Below are 24,799 nucleotides of genomic sequence, written 5' to 3' on the forward strand. Positions count from 1 at the left end.
CTATGCTTTTTAAAAGATTACGCTTGAGAGGAAAAGTTCTCGTTGATCATCTTGTTTATGGATTGGGTATAGGAATCTTAACTTTCCTTCGACTACTTCCTCGATCTTCTTTGCGCATTTTTAGTAAAGGGCTTGGGACGTGTATCTTCTACATCGTCTCAGATTTTAGAAAAACTGCACTGACTAACCTAGCTCTTGCTTTTCCTGAAAAAAGCTTTGTTGAACGTTATCGAATAGCTCTGCAGTCGGTACAACAAGTTGTTATTACATTCGTGGAACTCGCGACTGTAGACAAGTTTGCTAAACATATTGATGAAATTATTACTATAGTAACTTCCGAAGACACTCCAGAGGGGTTCTTCCCCGAAGAAGTATCTTCAAAACAAGAATTAGCGAACTTTTTTGCTCGTTTAGATCGACGAGAAGGTGCAATCCTATTCTGTGGTCATCAGGCAAACTGGGAACTTCCCTTCCTTTACATCACTAAGCGATACCCTGGTTTGGCTTTCGCTAAACCAGTAAAAAATCTTCGATTAAATAAAAAAATCATTTCCTTAAGAGAATCTTTTCAAGGAAAAATTGTTCCCCCTCAAAATGCAATTAACCAGGCTTTACGCGCTCTTTGTAAAGGTGAGATTGTAGGAATTGTTGGAGATCAAGTGCTGCTTTCTTCCCAGTATTCCTATCCGTTATTTGGTTCTGAGGCATTTACTACGACCTCTCCAGCTCTTCTAGCGTATAAAACTAAAAAACCTGTCGTTGCTATCACCATTTATCGACAACCTAATGGAAACTACCTTGTTGTTCCTAGCAAGGCTTTTCATGCGAATACAGAGCTTTCTATACGAGAATCTACAGAACAATTAATGGATCAACTCATGCGATTCTTAGAAAAAGGGATCGCATGCAAACCAGAACAATGGCTATGGCTACATAAACGCTGGAAAAGAAAGCTTCGTCATAAATTCAAACGTCGCTACGCTTTCAGTCATATTCTCGTTATTGTAAGAGGAACTTCATTAAACGAGATCCAGCAATTTTTAGTAGAATTCGCCGAATTTTATGCAGAAGCTTCTCTATTCTTAGCAATCATAGGAACTCCGAACATCAATCCTAAGAAGCGCTTAAGCCCTTATTCCACGCAATTTTTCTCCTCAGAAACAGAGCTCTTAACCTCTCCTAACTTTTTTCCTGCTGTGGTAGACTTATTTGGTTTATCCAGAAAATTACGCCAACATTATAAGAAGACAGGATCAAAAAAATTTTTCACGAAGAACCAGTTAAAAGCTTCGCTTTCACAGAGGCAGCCCTTGTCAAAGAGACTGCATAAGCTATTACGTAAAAATGGGGTCTCCTAAAAAGGAATCTTCTCTCCGTTTTAAAAAATATGTAGCAGAGTCCCCAACCACCAGAGACAAGCCACTCCTAAAACACAGATCCCTGCCCAGCCCAAATTTAACCAACTACGGATAGCTTGCTCGGGAGAGTTTCTGCCTCCCATGGACTCTAAATCAAGAAGCATATCCATATTTTGATCGGAGAATTCCTGAAATATTTTCAATACGTATGGATGTTCTTTGAGTAATCGATCCCCATCCATGCCTAAAAAAGCTGCGTATTTCTTCATAAATCCTTGAGCATAAACAGGAGAAATCAATTTTCCTAAATGCCCTGCCTCTATAGCCTCTAAAGCCGATAAACGAATAGATGTTGCAGCTTCGACATCTTTTAAAGAAAGAGCCTTCTCTTCTCTTTGCACACGAAAGACTTCTCCTAAATGCAACAACTCTTTATGGACATGTTCGCTCATATCATTCCCCCTATTCGTACTCGACTGATAAAAAAGAGTGCAGCCCCTTCTTTACTGATAATGAATAGTCCTTTTAGATTCCTTTTTCCTAGTATCAAAGTTTCTGAGACTTTTTCTCAAGAAATACACTTAAGTACTGGATTCTTCTGAGAAAAATTTTTCTATCATAAAAGTTTAAGGATGATAGAATAGGAAAAAGACCTCATAATTACGGTTCTTTTTTCCTTAAAAATCGAATCTTTTAGGATCATTATGCCCGCTCCCTTTGTCTCTCAACTTTCTCCTTCTTTATTCTCTACACTCCGAGAACAGTTGGAACAAAAAGGGTTCACTATTTCTACTCCTCCGCATACCGTTTTTCAAGGTAAATCCCCAACCGTAAGTTGTACGGTATATCAATCTGGTAAAATTGTAGTACAGGGGAAAGGAACTCAAGAATTCGTAGAATTTTTCCTTGAACCAGAAATTCTGCAAACCTTTTCTGCCCACAATACACAACAAGATTTGCGCCTTCGCATCGGTGTAGATGAATCTGGTAAAGGAGATTTTTTCGGACCTCTCTGCACTGCGGGCGTTTATGCTTCTTCTGTTAAGGCGCTAGAAGCTCTTTACACTATCACTATTTGTGATTCTAAGTTGATCCCAGATACTCAGATTCCCTCTTTAGCTCGTCGTATTCGTTCTCTTTGTATCTGTAAGATCATTACTCTATTTCCAGAAAAATATAACTCTTTATATGCCAATTTTCAGAACCTAAACTCTCTTCTAGCTTGGACACATGCGACTATTATTGATAACTTAGCTCCCACACCCGCAGGAGAAATTTTTGCGATCTCTGACCAGTTTGCTTCTTCTAAACAAGTCCTTCTGCATGCTGTTCGAAACAAACGCTCGGACATTACATTAATCCAACGCCACCGTGCAGAACAAGATGTTGTAGTCGCCGCAGCTTCTATTCTAGCACGAGATGCTTTTCTGTCTTCTATGAAGACATTAGAATCCCAGTATCAAGTCCAACTTCTTAAAGGAGCTTCAGGGAAAGTCAAACAACAAGCTCGCGATATTCTTTGCAACAAGGGTCGCCATGTTTTAGAAAAGGTTTGTAAGACACATTTCAAGACATTTCATGAAGTACTAGCCTCCGCTTCCTAAAGCAAGAGTTTAACATTTTTAAAAATGAAGGTTCGCAGATCCCCCAAAAAAGAGAGAGGAGCCAAATTTATAGGTTTTCTCATCTTCATTACGGGGATTAGCTAGTGAGATGTCATTACCCAGTGAATATCCTCCAAATAATTTAAGGCTCTGTCCTGGCCAAAAAATGAGTTTAATATTCCCTTCTATTTCTCTTCCCGAATATTCAAAAATCCCTTCGGAGGTCTTTAACGAATTTTTAGGGAATTTTTTACGAAGTCGCGTCAAACGATAGGCCACTCCCAAATCACAAACAGACGTACACTGATATTCCGCAGAAAAATTTACTGGATAAATACAATTGATAGTGAGTCGATCCTCCGGCTTGTAAGAAAAGCCCAACAAAGGCCAGGCCTGTTTATCATGTAGACCAACTTCATTAATTACCCCCATCACAAGAGAAAACACGTCTGAAGTATGATACTTTGAGGATAAGATAAATTGATATAGTCCAGATCCTATCTCCATACTCTCAGGATCTACTATACCGGAAAAAAGAACAGACCATTGCCAATTGTTGAGAGCTAATGTGTATGCTCCTGCAGATAAAGTAACATATTGATAAAAAGATTTATCTTGAAAAGCAAGATATCCTAAAGCCTGTGGGTCTGTATTCTGAAGCTTTTTAGAGCTTTTCCACAGGACTTCTGCTCCTAAGTAACGTGCCGATAAAAGAAAGCCCGACATATCAGTAACAGGAAGTGTAGCAAAAAACAGTGTATCGGCCTGTCGATACCCTAAAGACTGACTAGGGAGAGTTTTGAAGTCCGCATTCCCTATCTGTAAAAACTGACTCTCCACAGAAAAAGCTGTTAAAGGGGGATTTTTGTACTCATCCCGATCCTTTCCACAAGCGTCTCCGACAATATAAATAGGCGTAGATAGCAAATGTCCCAAAAGAGTCATCGAATGGAAAAGAATCTTAAGCATATAACTCCATCATAAAATCAGGGAAAAGCTCCTTGACACAAGGAACCTTTCTTTTGATCAAAGACCATCTTGAATTAGAGGGGATCATACTGCTTAATAAAATTTTTAGCAAACCTCACACATAATTCTTGAGAATAGAATCAATTCTACTACTAAATCGTTCAGAAAAACTTTTTACTAGTACATCCTAGATAAAACTGATTAACTATAAATAAAATAGATACAAATTATCGATTTTTTGTCAGAATATCTCCCGGATATAAATTTTTACGCTCGCAATACGGAGTTTTACTGCACATAAAACATGATTGGAAAGATGCCCCCCACCACTACACCTATAAAAGGATCAGACCGTTTTTTAAATTTTGTCTTCCCAGAAAGGATGGTTGCTGCCTACATGAGCCCTCTCGCTCAAAAACATCCTAAGGCAGCTTTGTCTATAGCTTCTCTAGCTGGCTTTACCCTTGGCTTACTGAAGCTCGTTACCTTCCCTGTACTTTGTACAGTAGGCTTGTTTGTTTTCCCTATCAAAGGCCTTATCTCTTGTTTACTCCATAAAACTATTGACGCCTGTTCCGGGTATATTTTGGCTACATTTCTTTCTCTCCTATCCCTAGCTCTCATAGTTGTAGGAATTGTCAGCTGCGTCACTTGGGCTCCCGGGTTCATTTTCCCCATGATCTCTATCAGTATGGCTCTTGCAACGACGGAGACGTGCTTCCAGATTTATTCGCATCTCTTCCCGGCTTTAGAACACAGAACTTCTCCTTCTCTAAAAATCGAAGTCGCAGCCGCCAAGCTTTCTCGTTCTTTATCTGCTCCCGATCTTAATACCTCACCACTATCTACTCCATCCGTGACACCTAAACAGACTTCAGTCCTCCGATTCTGAGATAAAGTAGGTTATTCAATTAAAATCTTAACTGTTTATTAAAAACTCTATCCCTTCGAATTTTTGTATTAACTTATAATGGACTCTAATATTCTGTATTTTTTGTTTTTTGGGTAAATTATGACTCAAGCGACACCACCGTCAATCCCCCCTTTCCGGGGAGGAGGACTCTTATCAAGATTTCTCACAGCTCCTGATCGCTACCCCAAACTACGCTATGTCTACGATATTGCTCTCATTGCGATCAGTATTATCTGTATTATCAGCATCATCCTTTGGACGCAGGGCTCTGGACTAACCTTATTTGCTATAGCTCCGGCTTTAGCTATTGGAGCTTTAGGAATCACACTTCTAATTTCTGATCTCACGGAATCTCAAAAAAGCAAAGAAGCGGCAGATGCTATAGCTGCGGTCTCTCTCCCATTCATCCTAACAGGTACGGCTGCTGGGCTCATGTTCTCTGCTATTGCTGTTGGTGGAGGAGCTTTGATTTTAGCTAATCCTTTATTCTTAATGGGATCTATGACCTTAGGCTTTGCTCTGATATCCCTACACAAGGTTACGTACCAATACTTAAGCAACCTTAAACAGGTACAGCAACAGAATAAACTAAAACAAATTGAGCTAGCAGCTCGGGAGCATCTCGGTCCTGAGGAGATCAGCAGAAGAGGTTCTTTGACAGATTCTTTCCATGTCTCTAGCTCAGAGAAAAAAGCTACTCATCATCGACATAGAACGGTCGCAAGAAAAGAGACGAAAGCATCTCAAGAAGAATTATTTGAGGACTTGAAAAAAGCTCGTAATATCGAAGAAGGAGAATTCTTCCAAGAAGAATATATCGATCTCCCACGCAATAAGCAGACTTCTAAGTCCTCTGACTCTCAAGTAGCATCCACACTTTTTTCTCAAACCTCAACCGCTCTAGAATCATCGGACGATTTAAATCTCAGCTACTATACAGCACTATCAGATAGCACCTCCTCTTCTCAAAACTTAGCTGTGGGAGATGTTTCTGGAATGCATCCATCTCCAATTAGAGATCCTTATCCTAAAACAGAACGACGTGTTGTCAGACTGTCTCGTGGAGAAAGAAACGCTCGCCATCAGCGCAATAAAGACCAAGAGCAAAAAGAACGCGACTCATCCTCTGATGATGAAGATGCTCCATTCTCTCCTCCACAACGTCCCCGAAAAAGAAAAGTCCGTCGAGTGAAATAGTTCTCTGAAAATTTTATCGACAAAAAGAAGCCTCCCTCTTTTGCATAAAAAGGGGAGGCTTCCTTGCTATCCAATGTATAAAGGATTATGCATCGTTTATAACAGCCAATAACAATTCGTTCACTCTTTTAGGAGGAGCTTTTCCTTCTGTCCGTTTCATAATCTGTCCGACTAAAAAACCCAAAGCCTTTGCTTTACCATTCCTGTAATCTTCTACGGACGCTGGATTCTGTTCCACAACCTTTTTTACAATAGCACGTAAAGCATGATCATCTGTCATAGGCAATAACGAAGGATGTCTCCGTAAAATGTCTTCTGGACTCTCTCCAAAAGAAGAAACCATCTTATCCGCTATCTCTTTAGCAATTTTCCCTGTTATCACATCTCGGTCTATAAGGTTAACTAATTGTGCAACCCACTCAGGAAGGATTCCTGTGAATGGCAATGTCTTGCCTATAGCCTTACAACGCCCAGCAAATTCAACTGTGATCCAATTAGAAAGAGCTCGATAATTCTTACAAAACATCGTCGCTGTCTCAAAGAAATGTGCGGTATGCCGATCACTGACAAGAATCATAGCTAAGTCTTCAGCAATATCAAAATCTGTGATGTATCGCATATACTTACTATGAGGAAGCTCTGGGAGTGTTTGACGAACTTCCTGAATATAAGATTCCGTAATTTGTAGAACAGGCAGATCAGGCTCGATGAAATACATGTAGTCCTCTGCACGTTCTTTGAGACGCATGAGTACAGTTTTTTTCTTTTCAGGGTCCCAACGATAAGTCGCTGCAGGAACGACTTTCTTAGGATCCTCCCCTGGGTGATTGAGATATTCTTCAATTTGACGTCGCTTTTCAGCCTCTAAAGCCTGTGCCATAAAGGTAAAGGAGTTCATATTTTTGATCTCCACCTTATTTCTAAGCTCCTTGCTTCCTCGAGGACGCACAGAAATGTTCACATCAAAACGAACAGATCCTTCTTCCATATTACAGTCAGAAATCCCTATATAGCTCAGGATAGATACTAGAGCATTGGCATAGGCTACAGCATCTTCCGCACTAAACATACAAGGTTTAGAAACAATTTCAATTAAAGGAACGCCTGCTCGGTTGTAATCCACACCAGCAAACTCTCCGAAATGTTTCAGCATCCCTGCGTCATCTTCCAAGTGTGTTTGTGCAAGCTCAAATGTTTTCTCTTCCCCTTCTACTACAGCACGAACACATCCGCCCCTTACAATAGGATGTTCGTACTGTGTAATTTGAAAGTTTCTAGGGCTATCAGGATAGAAATACGATTTTCTATCAAATCGGCTGAACAAAGCCACGTCCCCTTCTACTGCACATCCAAACAAAACAGCCTTACGCACAGCATCTTTATTTAGGACGGGCAAAGCTCCTGGCATTCCAGTACATACAGGAGAAATATTCGTGTTAGGCTCGTCTCCGAAATGGTTTCGTGCAGGGCTAAATAATTTCGATGCTGTATTTAACTCAACGTGAACTTCCAGACCAATCACAGATTCCCAGTCAGTATATGCTGTACTCATCTTATTCTATTCCTCCGTCAAAAAGTCCGTTCACTGCTTTAGGATATAACCGCTTGATTCGCGAGTGTTCCTGGAAACTATAACCCACTTGACAAATCTGCTGATCCGCTCCCCTTTGACCAATAAATTGAACACCCAAAGGAAGACCTTCTTTAGAAAGTCCGGAAGGAACAGCAATCGCAGGTAAATAAGCTAAGTTGACTGCGACGGTATAGATGTCTTGTAAATACAGAGAAACAGGATCTAATACATCCGTGTCTTTAATAGCCGGTGAAACACATACAGGCATTGCAATCACATCACAACGTTCAAAAGCAGCTTGGAAAGCCTCTATTAAACGAGCTCGAACTGCAGTCCCTTTTTTATAGAAGATATTCTGTCTTTCTGCAGAAAGGACATAATTTCCTAAAAGAATCCGACGAGTCACCTCCTTTCCAAAACCTTCTTTTCGAGAACGCGCATACATCTCTTGCATGTTGTCAACATGGGTACAACGATGACCATAACGAACCCCATCGAAACGTGCTAAATTTGTAGCAGCTTCTGCCGAAGCAACGATGTAATACACTGGCACTGCATGCTTCAAAACACTGAGATCTACATCAACAATGCGACTACCTTGATGCTCCATAACAGCAAGAGCTTCGAAAAAGTTTTCTTTACAATCTTCCTGAAGTCCTTCTAAAAATCCTCTAGGAACTCCAATCAATTTAGGCACTTCTAGTGACAGTGCTTTAGAAAAAGTTCCTTTGAAAAAATCTCTTGAAGTCGCATCTTTGACGTCCCTGCCTGCAAAGGCATCCATTGCTAAAGCAACATCTTCAACAACTGTTGTCAGTGGACCAATCTGATCCAAGGAAGACCCGAAAGCAACCAGCCCATAGCGAGAAACTGCACCATAGGAAGGTTTAAATCCAACAACCCCACAAAAAGCTGCAGGCTGACGAATGGATCCTCCTGTATCGGAACCTAATGCTATAGGGCAAAACCTTGCAGAAACAGCAGCAGCTGATCCCCCAGAAGATCCTCCAGGAACACGCTCTAAGTCCCAAGGATTATTGGTTTGTTGAAAAGCAGAGTATCGGGTTGTAGATCCCATGGCAAATTCATCCATGTTCAATTTACCCAGTAAAATACCATCTTCCATCTCAATACGTCTGACTACTGTGGCATCAAAAGGAGCAACAAAATTTTCCAGCATTTTTGAAGCACAAGTCGTTTTCACTCCTGTGATATGGATATTATCTTTAACTCCAATGGGAACCCCCGCTAATATTCCTATTGGATCTCCATTTGCTATTTTATCATCGATTCGTGAAGCTCTCAGTAAAGCTCTCTCTTTACAAAGAGAGAGAAAAGCTCCTATTCGCTCATCATGACTTTCTATACGATGATAAAAATACTCTGTTATCGCTGTAGCAGAAATTTCTCTATTCACTACAGCATCTCTTAACTCTAAAGCACTTTTACGATACATAGCGATTTCACCTATTTGATAACTGTAGGGACTTTGACTAATCCACCCAAAGACATAGGGACATTAACTAAAAACTCTTCTCGAGTAAAATCTGAGGTTACCATGTCCTCTCGAAGATCTTCTGGACCAACGAAATGATGCACCGTAGCTTCAAGGATAATATGAGTAATGTCCATTGCAATCACTTCTTGCATTAAAGCAACGACATCATTCATAGATGCCACAAGTTCTTCCACGTGAGCATCATCTAACTCCAATGCTGCATTTTTCGCTAAAGAGATAATTTCTTCTTTATTTACATATGACTGTGTCATCTTTCATCCTAAACATGGTCTATCATGATCTTATACAGAATAAAATCCTTCGTACTTTTTTACACCAAAAACACTCTTACTGAAGCGTCTTTTGCTGAAAAAAAAGACTACTTGAATAGAGAGAACAAAAAAAGGCTTTATTAAATTGTAAAAAAGATTAAAAGTCGGGGGTAAGTACACATCTACGTTGGAGAAACGTCATGCTTTGTAAAGTTTGTCGGGGCTTGTCCTCCTTTATTGTTGTTCTTGGAGCTTTAAATGCAGGGGTTTTAGGGGTAACGGGCTATAAAGTAAATGTTATTGCCCACTTGCTTGGTGAAGGCACCATGCTAACGCAAGCTGCCTATGTGGTAACAGGAATCGCGGGAATCATCTCTCTTATGGGCTTTTTTAGCTGTTCCTTCAAAAAACATCATAAGGATTGTTGCTCTCCTAAGGAAGGGTGTCATCACCACATGGATAGAGAGTAAAAAACCTTCAAAATTGTACTGTCCTGGTGGACTGTATAATCTTGGAGGCCTGTGTTTCTTTCCTTTGACAAACACTACAAGCCCACAGTTTACCTGCAGGTTTGTAGTGTTTGTTATTGTTTTCTCTTCTAGGCAAGAAGTCTCTAATCTTCAGAATTGTTGATCTCTCTGTCGTATCGCCGCAAGATTTCTTGAAGATCTCGTGAGCCATTTCGGAACATATCTTCTAGAATTGCTCGTACTTCTTCCGTATTCGGAATCCGGTCTTCCGGCTGAGTAATAACGTAGTTATACATCCCCGCTACGAAGCTTGCCATAACCATATCACGGAAGCCGTTGGTCACATTTAAATTTCGAAGCTGTTCACGAGAAGGTATCTGTGGAGGAACAGGGAGAACATTTCTCGGAATATCATAGTCATTAGTACGTGGGCTTGCATAATGATCGGGATCTACTAAGCCTGGCCCCTCTAAAGACATCATCACTTCATAAACAGCGTCGGAACCATCTCCTTCTATGTTCGGTACTCCACCCTCCCAAGCGGCTGCAAAAGGAACATTATAATTTCCTTCAGGATCACGGGATATCCCCGATTCATTGGCGAAATCTGCTAACGCTCCTGCTAAATTTTTACCATCTGGTGTTAGATCACCTTTTTCGGAATACACAGTCCCTTCCCGACATTTACAACAACGTCGAAGAGCTGTTCCTGCAGCAACAAAACCTCTGGATACTCTACCTGCTATATCTCGAGTCAAATCTCCAAGACTTCCAAAAGAAAGCTCTAAATTTCTACCTTCATTTACAAATCGTCGAAAAGCTTCTTGTACTAGTGAAGGCTTCTTCTCTTTTGCCGATTCTTCTAATGCAGCTTCTCTTGTCCAACCAGATTCTTCTATAGTCTTACTAGCAGCATCACAAGCTTCTTGTAACCGTATAAGCCGTTCTCCTAAACCACTTAACTGCGGCGAAACATCTTGCAAGGCAGCTTGTGCGCGAGTACCTTCTTGGATTTCATGAGTAAGTTCTTGATCCGAAACAGAATCCATTCCCAAATTATCATAAAATGTGGACCTACTCGCAACCTCCTCTATCGAATCATTTGTTGAACCTTCCTTCTTACTTCTTCCAAAAGGATTCTTTATAAGGGCTTTAGCTGCTTCCTTATCTCGTAAATCTCTTGCTCTTCTACTCCACTTATCAGCTACACCACGACAAGCTATTCTACTTTCCTGAGTCCCCAAACCTAAATCTTCCAAACGATCTGCGTATTCCTTGGTGTAAGCTGCCATACCTTCTGCATCACTTGCATTAAGATCGGCGAAAGCCCCCATCATCTCTGGCTTTTGTCGCAACACCCGATACTTCCAAAAATCTACGAACATAAGGCGCAACCCTCTCGCAGCTGATGGAGAATAGCTGCTACGAGTAGGGTGCGTTCTTTGTGAAGATCTTCCTGGTCTACTAGGGAAAATAGAGGCTACTGCTCTACTAACGGCTTGACCAACTCGATTCAGTCCTGCTCGCAAACGAGAAAACATTCCTGGAGAACGCGCAGAAGTACCCTCTACGTGCTCTTGGTTCTCCACAGCATCATCGCTCCCCATCATGCCACTCACATCGACTACCGAATAAGGAGACTCCTCTCGATCGCTAGTCTTTCTCCCCTTATTAGGCACTGCATATAAAGAAGAGGTGACCTTTTTGTTTATTTTCCCACTCGTAGAGTCTGAGGAATTTCCGTTACCCGACGAAATACGTCCATCCCCACTCTGACTATTTATGGCATCGTCTATCCCATCTCCATGATGAGAAGGGAATCGATTATTATTACCGCCCACTCCCCCAACGCTCATAGCAACCACACTAAAAAACTAAACAATAAACTTATTTTTAATTTTAAAAATAAAAGTTATAAAAAATCGATAATAAAACCGTTTTTCTAATAAAAAACACTCTAATAAAAACAAAGTTTTAATGTTACGGAAATTAGGTTCTTTTTTAAAGAAAGCCTTTTTGAGGAAAAAGTCTGTAAATTATTGCTTTTTTTTGTCATAACCTCTCTTTTTAGACTCTTCGGGTAACCTATGCGATCTAATTATGTGAATTTCTGTTGCCTATGCGCTGCCGCTCTATCTCCCACAGTCATCCTCTTCGGCCAAGATCCTTTAGATGAAAAAACGCTCCTTACCAAAAATCCTAATAGCGTTGTCTGTTCGTTTCTTGAAGATTGGACTATGGAAAGCCACTCCTCTTCTCTAGACTCCCTTGCACGGCAGGAGGATCCGTTATACCTATTAGGGAATACTCACAATTGGTGTGTTTCCAATCTCCAGACTTTAACCAACGATGAGCTTCTTCGTAAGGAAACAGGCGACCTTTCTCTTCAAAACTTCCGTTGCCTTTCTTTCATGGATTGTTCTTCTTCCAAGGAAGATTCCCCTACTCTTTTTCATCAGAAAAATGGCCGGTTACTTTTAACAAATAATGGAAGCATGAGTTTCTTCCGTAATCATGCTGAAGGGTCTGGGGGGACTATTTCTGCGGATACACTGTTTGTTCAGCACAATTATCTTTTCACAACTTTTGAAGAAAACTCTTCAATGAAAAATGGTGGAGCTATTCAGGCTCAAACTTTTTCCTTATCTAGAAACGTCTCCCCTATTTCTTTTGCTCGTAACCGAGCAAGCTTGAATGGAGGAGCTATTTATTGCCAAAATTTGGTATGCGCAGGAAACGTTAACCCCCTTTTCTTTACCAATAACTCAGCCGTGAATGGAGGGGCTATTTGTTGTATTCAAGAACAAAATTCTTCAGAAGAAAGCTCTCTCTCCCTAGCATGTAACCAAGAAACTATTTTCTCTGGAAACTCTGCTAAAGAGAAAGGAGGCGCTATCTATGCAAAACATGTCACTGTGCATCATAATGGGCCTGTTTCCTTCGTGAATAATAGCGCTAAAACGGGAGGAGCTATTGCCATCCAATCTGGAGGTAGCCTATCCATCATTGCAGGGGTGGGCTCTGTTCTCTTTCAAAACAACTACTGTCATGATTCCAATCAGAACTCGGTAAGAAGAAATTCCATCTACTTAGAAAAAGATGCTGTTCTCTCTTCTTTAGAGGCTCGAAACGGGGACATTCTTTTCTTTGATCCTATCATACAAGAATCTACGAGTAGCACATCTTTACTATCTGCTTTAACTCAAGATACCCCAACTTCGTTACCTTCTTTAGTCATCCAAACCACCCCCAACTGTTCGGTGATCTTTTCTAGTGAGAAACTTTCTCCCGAAGAGAAAAAAGACATCAATCTTACTTCTCAGCTACAGCAGCCAATTGAACTTAAGTCTGGCCGCTTAGTTTTAAAAGATCGAGCTGCACTCTCTGTGCCATCCTTTTCTCAAGATCCCAAAAGTCTCTTAGTAATGGATGCTGGGACGACGTTAACCTCTTCTGAAGATTTGAAATTAACTGTATTAAGCATCCCTCTCCATTCTCTTGATCATGAAAATAGCGTTTCTATCCACGCTCCGGATCTTTCTATCCAGAAAATCTTCTTATCCAATTCTGGAGACGAAAATTTTTATGAGAACGTAGCTTTATTAAGCAAAGATCAAAAAGGGATCCCTCTCCTTACTGTCTCTAAAGGTCAAACACGTCCAAATCTTCCTAATGGGAATCTTTCCTCTCCATTTGGTTATCAGGGAGAGTGGCATTTTTCTTGGCAAGATTCTGAACAAGGGCAGACTTTAGTTGCTGATTGGACCGCTAAAGACTACATACCGCACCCAGAACGTCGATCTCGTCTAGTTGCTAATACGCTTTGGAATACATATTCTGACATGCAAGCCGTGCAATCGATCATAAATACCACGGCTCACGGATGCGCTTATTTATTCGGTACCTGGGGATCCGCTGTTTCTAATCTATTCTATGCTCACGATCATTCTGGGAAATCTGCAGACAATTGGCATCACAGAAGTCTAGGCTATCTTTTTGGTATCAGTACCCATAGTCTCGATGATCACTCTTTCTGTTTAGCTGCAGGACAGCTTCTTGGGAAATCTGCAGATTCTTTCATAACATCCGCAGAAACAATATCCTATATAGCAGCTGTACAAGCACAATTAGCTATCCCCTTAATGAAAATTTCTGCGCAAGCCTGTTATGATGAAAGTGTCCACGAGCTCAAAACAAAGTACAAATCTTTCTCTAAAGAAGGCTCCGGGGCATGGCATAGCGTTGCTGTTTCGGGAGAAATTTGCGCATGGATTCCTATCGTATCCAACGGATCAGGGCTTTTCGGCTCTTTCTCCATTTTCTCTAAACTACAAGGATTCTCTGGGAAACAAGATGGGTTTGAAGAATCTTTAGGAGAAGCTCGATCCTTTTCTGAAAGTTCTTTCAAAAATATTTCGCTTCCAATAGGAATAACCTTTGAAAAAAAATCTCAAAGAACGCGAAATTATTATCATTTTCTAGGAGCCTATATTCAGGACCTGAAACGTAGTGCGGAATCAGGACCTGTAACGTTACTCAAGAATGCCGTCTCATGGGCAGCTCCTATGGCTAACTTAGATTCTCGGGCTTGGGTGTTCCAACTCACGAATCAGCGATCCTTGTACAGATTCCAGACGCTATTAAATGCGTCTTGTATGCTGCGTGGGCAAAGTCATAGTTACTCCCTTGATCTTGGGGCTACTTACAGGTTCTAGTCTCCTTTTCCGAACTTTGGTGTTTGGGTCCTGGTGGAAAGTCTTAGAGATCTTCTCTAAGGCTTTTCATTTTTTCTCTATGTTCCCTTACGGAAATGCTTCAAAGCTACGACGTCCGCAAGATCGGTTATGCCCACTGAGTCTCTATATTTTGCAAAAATTTCGTCTTGCATTTCTGGAGGAAATTGTCCTCCAAAATTTCCATAACCGGGGAAACCTCCCCCCCCCAATACTGTAGCATGAGTTTTACTAAATCCTGCGCTGCTGTTTCTAAATCACGATTTAAGCACTTCTCCTCCCCAGGAGAAAGGAGTTTCCCGCCCTGCAAGGATTTTCTCCCAATCTAGCCCAGATCTGTGTACAGCATATCCTACCACTAATACTCCGTGGGAACGTACATGTTGTTGCATCCATACAGAAAGACCTGTTCTACCTTCTTCATTATTTGCTGCACAACAGCAACAAAAGAACCGTTTTATTCTTTTCCAACAGCTCACAGTGCAACTAGTTTTTTTCTTATTATAAATTTTAGCTCTCTCCGTATACCTTGCTGCTTCCAAACACACTTTTACAGCACTCTCCACAGCTTCTACTAAAGGATTAGGTTCTTCAATAGTCTGGGTGAGTAGTTGAGCATTTAAGCAACAATTGTTCGACGGATAAACCATAAATACACTCTTGTTTTATCAAAATCAGAAGTGTTTTATCCGAAAGAAGAAGTAATTTTTATTATTAAAAATAATAATTGATTATAAACTTTTGTTTTTCAAGACAAGATAAAATCAAAAAAATTCTATAATAGTAATAGATGGATTGGGCATCTTTGCTCTATGGCTAAGAATCTCTTCTTCCCCTCAATACAAGGTCCCTGGAAAAAAACTTTTTAGTCTGAAAACAATATCAAGATCGAAACAAACAGCGACTAGAAACAAAACAGAGAGCCCAGAGTGATAATGCCCTGGGCTAAAGAACGACATTAAAAAATACGATTCAATCCTAAAGATACAAAATGCGTAGTTTGCCGATGACGAGCATCCAAAGAATAGTTCATGTAAGCTCTCCCTAGATGATGGATATACAAAGTATCATGAACTTCTAAGAAGAAAGCATGGCGAGCTAGCGGAGATCCTTGTATAGGCGTCTTCACTCCATTAGCAATAATTTCTATATTACAATGTGGAGTAACCCGCCAAATATCCGGTCTATATCCCATATTAATAGTCAGTTTAGAAGGCGGAGATCTTCTTACATGAGAAATCGCATGTGCTACAACTCCTATAGGAAGAGACATGTTATGCCCTGATCCTCGATCAAAATGTCGAATGAGAGCACCGGTCTCACTGGTAGTACTCGACCACCCTCCTGCCATCTCAAAACGCACAAATCCTGTAAGATCATAGTCTCTAGCTATCTGACGCGTAGGAATGCAATACTCAAAAAAGTTATGTTCTGCACCAATGAACGCATAATAGTTATTATTATGCCAACGACATTTCGAGTGATCAAATTTTTGCGTGACTGTATTCAAATACTGAGTATGCATCCTATGAGTAGAATATCCATAGGCGGTCTCCCAGTACACAACCGTTTCTGTTCCCTTAATATCGATATAACTCCGTCCAAAGCAGGATAACATCGTAATATTTCCTGCATCTTTAGATTGGTATAACCGACTCTTTGTTTGCCCATAAAGCTGCCCAAAAGCGATACCAAATATGCCCCCGTTTTCATAATGAGAAGCAGCAATGGCTTGAAATCCCCCGTACCTAGCCAGAAATCCATCTCGATCATCTCTTGCATAATTAAGAATATAATCGCCAAGAGCCTGAATAGACGTAACTAACCCAGTATCTCGAGAAACGTAATTCTCCTTCAATCCATTGGTAAAAGTCCTTAATGCCGACCCTGACACCCAAATAGAGTTCGGGACTAACTCTCCTTTTCTTTGAGGATCCAAAAGATATGTTCCGTAGTTACTAGCGGGTCTCCAAGTCACATAAAGAGTATTATTCACATTAAGAGGTACCATACCGTTGGGATCAGGAGCTAAAGGAGGTTTTGTCCAGTCTGCAGACCAGGATCCCTGATATCCATAATGCGCAGCATCGGCATTGTTAATCGTGACATCATCTTTTGTGATATTATTGTTATTGTTAGAAGTTAGCGTTACAAAAGGAATCGTAAGCGCATTCATAAACAGAGGATTATCGTATACCTCTGCTTGATCTTCTATCACCAAATCCAAAGTGGGGGTACTATTAACCGTTACTGTTGTATCTGCACCCAAAATCGCCGTCTCGTAATTAGGAGTGAGAAAAGAGGCTAAATCAATCCCTAATTTAGACACCGTACAAGTACTAGAAGATCCTCCTCCTGCCACAGCAGATAGAGAAGCTCCTGATCCTAAAGTCACTCGTCCAGCTGTTGCTGTAATAGTTCCAGTTGTGACCGTTGCTCCTTTTGTTACAACGAGCTCTCCCCCTGATACTGTCAAAGCCCCAGGAAAATTCGAAGTCGCATTTATAACATTGAGTCTTTCTGAAGGCGTCAATGACTCAGCAGTAAATACAACCGACCCATTTCCCGATTCGTTAATCGTAACTGTACCTGACGCGGCGGGAGCAGGTGGTTGAGGCTGTGTTGCAGGATTGTTTTGCACTACAGGATCATAAAAGATAATTTTCGATAAGCCTGAAGCATTCAAGGAGACAGTTGTTGTATTACTTAAGACTCTAATCGCATTACGCTCTCCCGGACGATCGCTAGTCATATTCCCTAAGAACACAATGTCACCATCATTAGCACTTAAAACGAGCAGTCCATTATTACCGCTAGCACTAGTACCAGTAAGCTCACTCACACAAATAGCGCCTCCTTCAGCAGCTCTATTTCTTTTAAAAAAAATATCTCCTCCATTCGTGCTAATAGTAATCGTGGGAGCGTAAATAGCTCCTCCCCCTTTTTCTGCTGTATTATCATTGAAGGTCACAGAATTACCTGCGACTAGGGAGAATGTCTGGGCTAGAATACTTCCTCCCCGACCTTTCGCAAAATTATAATCAAAGGTGATCGGCCCTGTGTTGTCTTCAAAAGTCACAGTTTTTTCTGGAGTACAAATAACGCCTCCCCCACCACCATCCGTAGACGGTTGTGTTTGGTTATTAGTAACACCTAGATTATCGTAAGCTGTATTCCCTCGGAAAAGCATCTCGCCTGCATTACCTTGGAAAAAAACGTTTCCTTTATAAACCACTCCGCCTCCAAATGAGGCTACGTTATCTGTGAAAGAAATTTTTCCTTTACAATCCTTGACTGTAAAACTCACATCTACTGAAGTGCTACTACTATGAAAGACGGCACCGAAATTTCCTACATTATTATCAAAAGTGACCTCTTTGTTGATTCCAGAGATCTCCAAACTTGTTTCAACAGAAAAAATGGAGCCTTTCAAAGCATCACTTGTAGTAGGTGCAGAAGGGGAGGGAGGCGTTTGTCCTGTAGTCGATAATGGAGAATACCCGGCCGAGTTATCCCAGAAAATAACCCGATCACTTCCTATGATACTCACTGTTTTCCCTGAAATCATTCCTTTTTCTCCATAAGAAATGTTTTTCGAGAACTCAAGATTAGAAAAATCTTTTAAGGTGAGCGTTTCCTCTGCAGAAATAAAAGCATAATCTGGAAGAACCGGCCCCTGTGAGCCTGTAAACGACAAGAGATGATGATTCCCCGTAACGGTTAGATTTCCCCCATTACTGTTAGAAGAAATGATAGAGCCTTGCTCCGCACCTGCATAGACATTAGTAAAAGTGCAGTCCCCACTTAGATAAATATCGTCCCCTTGAAAAGGAAAAGTGACGTTAGGCATCAACACCTGCGGAGAACTCGCTAATCCATACGAATAGGAACACAAACACGCTAAAAAACAAAACGATGTGGATCTTAAAGAAAAAGGCATGACTAACACTTTTTATCTAATCAATATTTTTAGAACCGGACTTTACTTCCTGCGCTCAAACCATAACCCCGAGAGTCATCTCGATACTCATATCTTCCATGGCCATACACTTCTATATTGCTCGTTAGAGAAGCATACATGGATCCTCTAACCACAGCTCCATGTCTTGCTAAATGAAACGCATCGGTAGTCCAAGTTTCCTTATGAGAAAGAAGCGTAGTTTTAGTTCCGGATATGGATCGATAAGCATCACAAATATAAGCCCCCATAAAACTGTATTTATTAGGATGTTTGCTAGAGCATCGATCAAATTTCACTCCAATAGGAACCGCTAAGTTCATAAGATGTCCGCTCTTAAAGTCTCTAGCTTGATCCCCACTTTCTGTGAAAGATTCATGATCAGCATAAGCAAATTCCGCCTGTACAAAGGGACGCAATTCATTCAAATACAACTTGGAGGGAGCAATCATTATAGGAAGCCCAACTCCGATTTCCCCTACTAAACCATTATTATCCCAACGCACACTGCTTTCTTCCGCAAATGTGTAGGAGGTTTTCATATGCTGATTCCCGAATCCATAACTAGCTCGGATAAATGCATCGCCGAACAAACGAGACCCGCATAAAACGCGTTTCGTAGATAGATAAATAGATCCTATACACGTATGCTCATTTGATCGACATACTACGTAATCCTTGGATCTACCAAAAATTTCTGTAAAAGCCAGTCCAAACATTGATGATCCAAAGTAGGAGTTAGCTCCTATCGAATATCCACCACTAATATGCCGCCATCCCTGACCTAAAGCATCTCTGTCATGATAGAAAAAGTTGGAAACTCCAGATATCCATAACCCACGACAATAAGCCCTCCCGTCAATACTTGCTTGAATGGCTGAATGCGCAGAACGAATATCTAAAATTGACCCCCAAAGACTATTAGGAACTAAAGACGCTACTCGCTCAGGGCCTGGATTGTAACCTGTTTTTGTCCAAGTTGCTTTCAAGGTATAAGGGCCATTCTGTGGAGGTTGTGCGGTAGGAGGCTCCCACTGAAGTTGCCAAGTTCCCTGATACCCATACTGAGGATTTTCATTCCCTACAGTCAAATCAGGAGGAGGCTGAGTGGTTGATTGCAACTGAATGACATTAATGGTCTGATTTGCTCCTAGCCAATCATAATTATCATAAGCAGTATTATCTAAATCTTCGAAAAAGATCGGGTCGGAGATTGTCACAGAGCCAACGTTTGCACTCCCTATTACTGCAGGCTTAGAAGTTTGAGCAGGAGGATTGGTAGGAGGGTTAGTCACCCCATTATTAGCTAATAAAGAAGAGAGGGACAAATGCAGATTGGAAAGAGTGATTAGCTTAGTTAGTTGTTGCTGTTGCGTATTGACAAAATCCAGCGTACTCCCAGCTCCCATATATACAATCCCCCCTGTTTGATTTAGGGAGTTGACGGATAGTTTTGCCTGATTACGCAGGATCACTCTTCCTTGGGAGAGTTCCACATCTTGGTATAACACGTTGTTACCATTGGCAAAAACAATGTCTCCTGTATACCCCTCGCCATCGTTAATCTTAAGAGCTTTTGTTAGTTGTGTCTGTCCATTGGCCATCTCAATAGGGTCATTAAACAGGATCTGATATCCCTCAGCAGCTTTTAAAGCGGTGATTGTTCCTCCCGCAGCCATAGAGATAGCGTTTAACGAAACGGCTACATCATTCGCAGTTGTAGCACTTGGCTTCGCAGCTCTTTTTAGATTGCCATCAAAAATGATATCTCCGAGATCAGCAGATAAACTCAGCTCCCCCGAATCCCCTAAATAAATAGCACCTCCATCATTGGCGATATTCCCCAAAAACTGCACAGGCCCGCAATCGGAAATCGTCAGCTTCTTCGCGTAGATGGCCCCTCCCTTTCCTGCAGCAACATTCTTACTAAAGAAAACGACTCCTTCTCCCTGAAAAGAAACTGTTCCAGGACTAGTAGTTCCTGTTTGCTGCGCATCATTCTTACAGAAAATAGCCCCTCCATTTCCATAACCTTGACCATTTTGTTGCTGCGTCGGCCCTCCTGTCTGCTGAGGATCAATATAGACCGGAGACGCTATGTTATTGCGAAAAATAGTCTTGGTATTCTGAAGAAAGGAGACATCCCCGTCTGAGTAGATACCTCCTCCGATACGAGCAACATTCCCATCAAATTCTACAGAAGTATTCCCTGAAAAAAGAACGGACGGACTTGTTGTGCCTGTTCCCGTTCCTTGACCATTTACAACTGCTGCAATACCTCCTCCTTTTATTCCTGCAACATTAGCTACAAAAACAATAGGAGCATTGTTATTGGTAGCCAAGAAAGACTGAGTTACTCGGCATACTCCTCCGTCAGATTGTGCTGTATTCTCTTGGAAAGCACAAAGCTTTCCTACTCCTCGCAAAATTAAGCTTTTCGCATCTATAGCTCCGCCATTTCCAGAAACTAGATTACTATAGAAGGACAGCTTATTGATGTTGCTTATTAGAAGGTCGGTTTTAGAATAAATCGTCCCATCAGAAGGAGTGGGAGTTGTTAATTGTTGTCCAGTTGAAGGTGGTAATACGGAGAGCAGAGAATTACAATTTGAAAAAGATAATTCTCCAAAATCTTCAATAGTAAACAGCCCTGTGCCAGCGCTATTACTCAAGGCTGCTCCATGTGTAGATGTGCGTATATTCTCAAAGGTTAACGAATAACCTTTTCCATCGACTGTGAAATTCCCCGACAAATTACCGAAACAACTTAAAGGGAGGGCTACAATGGAGTTGTCTAGATTTTTTAATGTTAAATTGCCTGCAGAAGAAACCGATGTCCCGCTCGGATCACCTACCACTGTATAAGGGAAAGATACCGTCAATGTATCCCCATCATAAACCCCTTGAGGGACTACAATATCAGCTGCATATGCTCCTGGCAAGCAGCAAAAAGAATACGACAGAACCACTGAAAGCAAGAACTTATGAACAGGCATTTGCATTATACAAAAGACAAAATAAGGTTAACTATTTTGTTTCATAAAAAAATCGTAATTAAACATCAATAAGCGCTCCCAAATTCTTTGTTTTCAATTTTTAAAAATCCTCTCTTTACAAAATCCATCAATTACACTATCTGCAGGCTAAGAATAACTTCGGATTTCTAATGACTAGAAGAATTTCTCTATCCTTTACTTGCCTAAGCTTGTTTACTGTTTCATCAGCATGTTCCCTGCTAGCTGATGAAACAGATACTTTGAAGTTTCCGCGCTTTACTTTTATGGGTAGAGATATTGAATTTATCACTGATCTTCTCCCTTTTGTCTCAGCTCAAAATGTTACTATTTCTAGAAGCGGCGGCTGCACAATTACGGGTAATACACAAACCCAGATCTTTTCTAATGCGATGAGCACTACTGCTTCTTCTGGCGCTTTTAATATAGCGATGACCTCCTTCACAGCCACCGATAATGCGAATTTATTCTTTTGCAATAACTTTTGCACACATAAGCAAGGTGGGGGAGCTATCCATGCCGCAGGCCCTATTGAGTTTATAAATAATCTAGATGTGCTTTTTTATAATAACACAGCAGCTGGAGCCCAATACGTCGGAACAGGAAATGCGAGTCAAAACGAAAAAAATCGTGGTGGAGCCCTCTATGCCACACAAATTAGTCTAACTGGAAATAAAACCCTCTCTTTTATTAACAATGTTTCCGGAGACTGCGGTGGAGCTGTCTGTGCTGATAGTGCAATAGCCATCATGAATACTACAAAAGGCATTTTATTCGAAGCCAACCACACACTCGACCATATACCCACTACAAATGCTCAGGACATGGCTAGAGGAGGAGCTATATGCAGTAGATCCCGTGTTTGCTCAATTAATGATAACTATGGGCCTATAGTCTTTAACTATAATCAAGGGGGGAAGGGCGGAGCAATCTCTGCACGAGAATGTTCCATTAACAACAACAAGGATAAGCTGATTTTTTCTAATAATAGTGCTATAGGATGGCATAACTCTAGTCCTAAAAGTAATGGGGGAAGCATTCAAGTAGAGCAAGAGTTTTCTCTACAAAACAACCAAGGGCCTATTTACTTTGATAGCAATTCTGCGACACATGCCGGAGGAGCCATTGATTGTCGAAACATTAACATCCAAGAGAACGGTCCCATCTACTTTGTGAATAACTCAGCCACTTGGGGAGCTGCAATTAACCTACTAAAGTCAGCTTCCTCAGCCAATTATATCCATACAGGTACTGGTGATATCATTTTCAATAATAACACACAGCTCCAATCCAACGGGGTTTTGGGAATACGAAAAATTTTCCATATTCCTAAAGGGCCCACAAATTTAACCTCTCCCTATACACTCTCTCTTGGCGCTAAAAAAGATACTCATATCTATTTTTATGACCTTTTCCAATGGGAACGTGTTAAAGCAGACGACCCCAATCAACAACTCCAACATACCGTTACTATCAATCCCTCAGCAGATTTTTCTGGCGCCGTTGTGTTCTCATATAAAGAATTATCCAGCGATATGAAAACGCTCATGCTCATGAACAAAGAGCACAACTATATCAAAGAGTCTCCCACGACCTTAAAATTCGGAACGTTAGCAATTGAAGATGATGCGCATTTGGAAATGTTCAACGTCTCTTTTACACAAGAAAATACGAGTCTTCTTGCTTTAGGAAGCGGAGCTACACTCACCGTTGGGAAAGGCGGATCACTCAATCTTACAAATCTTGGCGTCATTCTGCCCGCTGTTCTACAAGCAAAAGATAACCAGCCTATCATTCGTGTCAATCCTCAAGATATGACACAAAATACAGGGACTAACCAAACTCCCTCTGACACAAGCGGTGTTACTACTCCAATGATCACTCTCAATGGAGATCTTTCACTAATCGATGAAAATTATGAATCTGTCTACGATAGTGTCGATCTCTCCCGAGGTAAATCAGAACAACCCATCCTATCTATAGAAACAACCAATAATCAACAATTAGCGTCTAACTGGAAAGATACTCTCAATACTTCATTGTATTCCTTACCGCATTATGGCTATCAAGGACTTTGGACGCCTATTTGGATAACCACAACTTATACAGTTACTCTTAATAATAATCCTTCAACACTTACTGCCGAGTCCCCTATTTCTAAGCAGAAAGAAACCAGTAATACCTTCAGCCCTAGTAGTACTACGACAGCTAAAGCGCCTGTTGTTAATGCTTCTACAGGAGGAGGAACTACCTCCACTACAAGAGATGTAACCGTGACACGACATACCTTAACAGCCAACTGGACTCCTATCGGGTATATCGTAGATCCTGTTCGTAGAGGAGATCTTATTGCCAATAGTCTCGTACATTCTGGAAGAAATACTACCATCGAGCTACGCTCATTACTACCAGATGATGCTTGGTTCGTTTTACAAGGAACGGCAGCTACGCTATTCACTAAGCAGCAAAAACGCTTAGACTACCATGGTTATTCCTCCACATCAAAAGGCTACGTTGCATCTTCTCAACTATCGGGAACCCGTGGACATAAGTTCTTACTTGCCTTCTCTCAATCCTCGGATACGATGAAGGAGCACATCACAAATAACACAATTGCTTCTCATTACTATTTATCAGCTCTCTGTTTTGAACATCCTGTATTTGACCGCATGGCTCTAATTGCAGCAGCAGCTTGCAACTACGGTACACACGAAATACACAGTTTTTATGGAGATACGAAGTCTTCAAAAGGAAAATTCCATTCCACAACTCTTGGAGGTTTTCTTCGTTGTGAATTACGGGATAGCATGTCTTTCCAATCTATTACGTTGACTCCCTTTGCTCAAACTCTAATCTCTAGAACAGAATCCGCGTCCATTCAAGAAAGAGGAGATCTTTCGAGATTATTTACCTTAGAGCAGGCCCATACAAACGTGATCTCACCGATCGGCATCAAAGGAGCTTATTCCTCCAATACATGGCCAGAACTCTCTTGGGAAATAGAACTGGCTTATCAACCTACTCTTTATTGGAAACGTCCTCTCCTTAATGCAATTTTAATTAAAAATAATGGATCTTGGATGGCGACTAACACCCCGTTAGCCAAACATTCTTTCTATGGAAGAGGATCTCATGCATTGAAATTCCCTTATCTTAAATTATTCGCGAACTATCAGGCAGAGGTATCTACTTCTACTGTCTCACACTACATCAATGCAGGAGGAGCTCTAGTCTTTTAAT

Annotated in this window: 16 protein-coding genes; 7 read left to right on the forward strand and 9 right to left on the reverse strand. The window is 41.0% G+C overall.

The annotated features are described in order from the left end of the window. Positions 1–2 precede the first annotated feature (2 nt). On the forward strand, positions 3–1,358 hold the full coding sequence (locus IJ490_RS01465) for a lipid A biosynthesis lauroyl acyltransferase (RefSeq protein ID WP_291892212.1): 1,356 nt from the start codon (positions 3–5) through the stop codon (positions 1,356–1,358). A gap of 20 nt (positions 1,359–1,378) precedes the next feature. Here IJ490_RS01465 and IJ490_RS01470 read toward each other — a convergent pair whose 3' ends face one another. Next, on the reverse strand, positions 1,379–1,810 hold the full coding sequence (locus tag IJ490_RS01470) for a RodZ family helix-turn-helix domain-containing protein (RefSeq protein WP_291892215.1): 432 nt from the start codon (positions 1,808–1,810) through the stop codon (positions 1,379–1,381). A gap of 252 nt (positions 1,811–2,062) precedes the next feature. On the opposite strand from IJ490_RS01470, the gene rnhC reads away from it, so the two are divergent. Further along, the gene (gene rnhC / locus IJ490_RS01475) at positions 2,063–2,962 is read left to right on the forward strand and encodes a ribonuclease HIII (protein ID WP_291892217.1); all 900 of its coding nucleotides are present in this window, start codon (positions 2,063–2,065) and stop codon (positions 2,960–2,962) included. A gap of 18 nt (positions 2,963–2,980) precedes the next feature. On the opposite strand, the gene IJ490_RS01480 is transcribed toward rnhC, so the two are convergent. Further along, complete coding sequence (locus IJ490_RS01480) at positions 2,981–3,931, reverse strand: hypothetical protein (protein ID WP_291892219.1); 951 nt, start codon at positions 3,929–3,931, stop codon at positions 2,981–2,983. 316 nt (positions 3,932–4,247) lie between these two features. Here IJ490_RS01480 and IJ490_RS01485 point away from each other — a divergent pair, with 316 nt between their 5' ends. Both IJ490_RS01485 and IJ490_RS01490 read left to right on the forward strand, forming a co-directional pair. After that, positions 4,248–4,823: a DUF5422 family protein gene (locus IJ490_RS01485; protein WP_291892221.1), complete on the forward strand. Its 576-nt coding sequence runs from the start codon at positions 4,248–4,250 to the stop codon at positions 4,821–4,823. 120 nt (positions 4,824–4,943) lie between these two features. Beyond that, positions 4,944–6,041: an IncV family inclusion membrane protein gene (locus IJ490_RS01490; protein WP_291892224.1), complete on the forward strand. Its 1,098-nt coding sequence runs from the start codon at positions 4,944–4,946 to the stop codon at positions 6,039–6,041. Positions 6,042–6,126: 85 nt separating this feature from the next. Here the strand turns inward: IJ490_RS01490 and gatB are convergent, their stop codons facing one another. From gatB to gatC, 3 genes are read right to left on the reverse strand one after another with little or no spacing between them, the layout of a single operon-like run. After that, positions 6,127–7,593 carry an Asp-tRNA(Asn)/Glu-tRNA(Gln) amidotransferase subunit GatB gene (gene gatB / locus IJ490_RS01495; protein WP_291892227.1) on the reverse strand — a complete coding sequence of 489 codons (1,467 nt, stop codon included), beginning with the start codon at positions 7,591–7,593 and terminating at the stop codon, positions 6,127–6,129. Between the two features lies 1 nt (position 7,594). After that, positions 7,595–9,070 (reverse strand): Asp-tRNA(Asn)/Glu-tRNA(Gln) amidotransferase subunit GatA, encoded by a 1,476-nt coding sequence (gene gatA, locus IJ490_RS01500; RefSeq protein WP_291892230.1) that lies wholly within the window; start codon positions 9,068–9,070, stop codon positions 7,595–7,597. 11 nt (positions 9,071–9,081) lie between these two features. After that, entirely contained in the window at positions 9,082–9,384 is a 303-nt protein-coding gene (gene gatC / locus IJ490_RS01505) for an Asp-tRNA(Asn)/Glu-tRNA(Gln) amidotransferase subunit GatC (protein ID WP_291892233.1), read from the reverse strand. A gap of 200 nt (positions 9,385–9,584) precedes the next feature. Here gatC and IJ490_RS01510 point away from each other — a divergent pair, with 200 nt between their 5' ends. Next, complete coding sequence (locus IJ490_RS01510; protein WP_291892235.1) at positions 9,585–9,854, forward strand: DUF378 domain-containing protein; 270 nt, start codon at positions 9,585–9,587, stop codon at positions 9,852–9,854. Positions 9,855–9,997: 143 nt separating this feature from the next. Here the strand turns inward: IJ490_RS01510 and IJ490_RS01515 are convergent, their stop codons facing one another. Next, positions 9,998–11,710 (reverse strand): hypothetical protein, encoded by a 1,713-nt coding sequence (locus IJ490_RS01515; protein WP_291892240.1) that lies wholly within the window; start codon positions 11,708–11,710, stop codon positions 9,998–10,000. 231 nt (positions 11,711–11,941) lie between these two features. Between IJ490_RS01515 and IJ490_RS01520 the strand changes: the two genes are divergently transcribed. After that, positions 11,942–14,569, forward strand: coding sequence for a polymorphic outer membrane protein middle domain-containing protein (locus IJ490_RS01520; protein ID WP_291892243.1), 2,628 nt, complete (start codon positions 11,942–11,944; stop codon positions 14,567–14,569). 275 nt (positions 14,570–14,844) lie between these two features. Here the strand turns inward: IJ490_RS01520 and IJ490_RS01525 are convergent, their stop codons facing one another. From IJ490_RS01525 to IJ490_RS01535, 3 genes are all read right to left on the reverse strand, one after another. Next, complete coding sequence (locus IJ490_RS01525; protein WP_291892246.1) at positions 14,845–15,237, reverse strand: hypothetical protein; 393 nt, start codon at positions 15,235–15,237, stop codon at positions 14,845–14,847. Positions 15,238–15,545: 308 nt separating this feature from the next. Beyond that, a complete protein-coding gene (locus tag IJ490_RS01530) occupies positions 15,546–18,527 on the reverse strand; it encodes a polymorphic outer membrane protein middle domain-containing protein (RefSeq protein ID WP_291892249.1) in 2,982 nt (993 codons plus the stop codon). 29 nt (positions 18,528–18,556) lie between these two features. Further along, positions 18,557–21,547: a polymorphic outer membrane protein middle domain-containing protein gene (locus IJ490_RS01535; RefSeq protein WP_291892252.1), complete on the reverse strand. Its 2,991-nt coding sequence runs from the start codon at positions 21,545–21,547 to the stop codon at positions 18,557–18,559. A 164-nt stretch (positions 21,548–21,711) separates the two neighbouring features. Between IJ490_RS01535 and IJ490_RS01540 the strand changes: the two genes are divergently transcribed. Further along, positions 21,712–24,798: a polymorphic outer membrane protein middle domain-containing protein gene (locus tag IJ490_RS01540; protein WP_291892255.1), complete on the forward strand. Its 3,087-nt coding sequence runs from the start codon at positions 21,712–21,714 to the stop codon at positions 24,796–24,798. The last annotated feature ends 1 nt before the right edge of the window (position 24,799 follow it).

This window comes from Chlamydia sp., assembly GCF_017472245.1.
GTDB lineage: Bacteria > Chlamydiota > Chlamydiia > Chlamydiales > Chlamydiaceae > Chlamydia.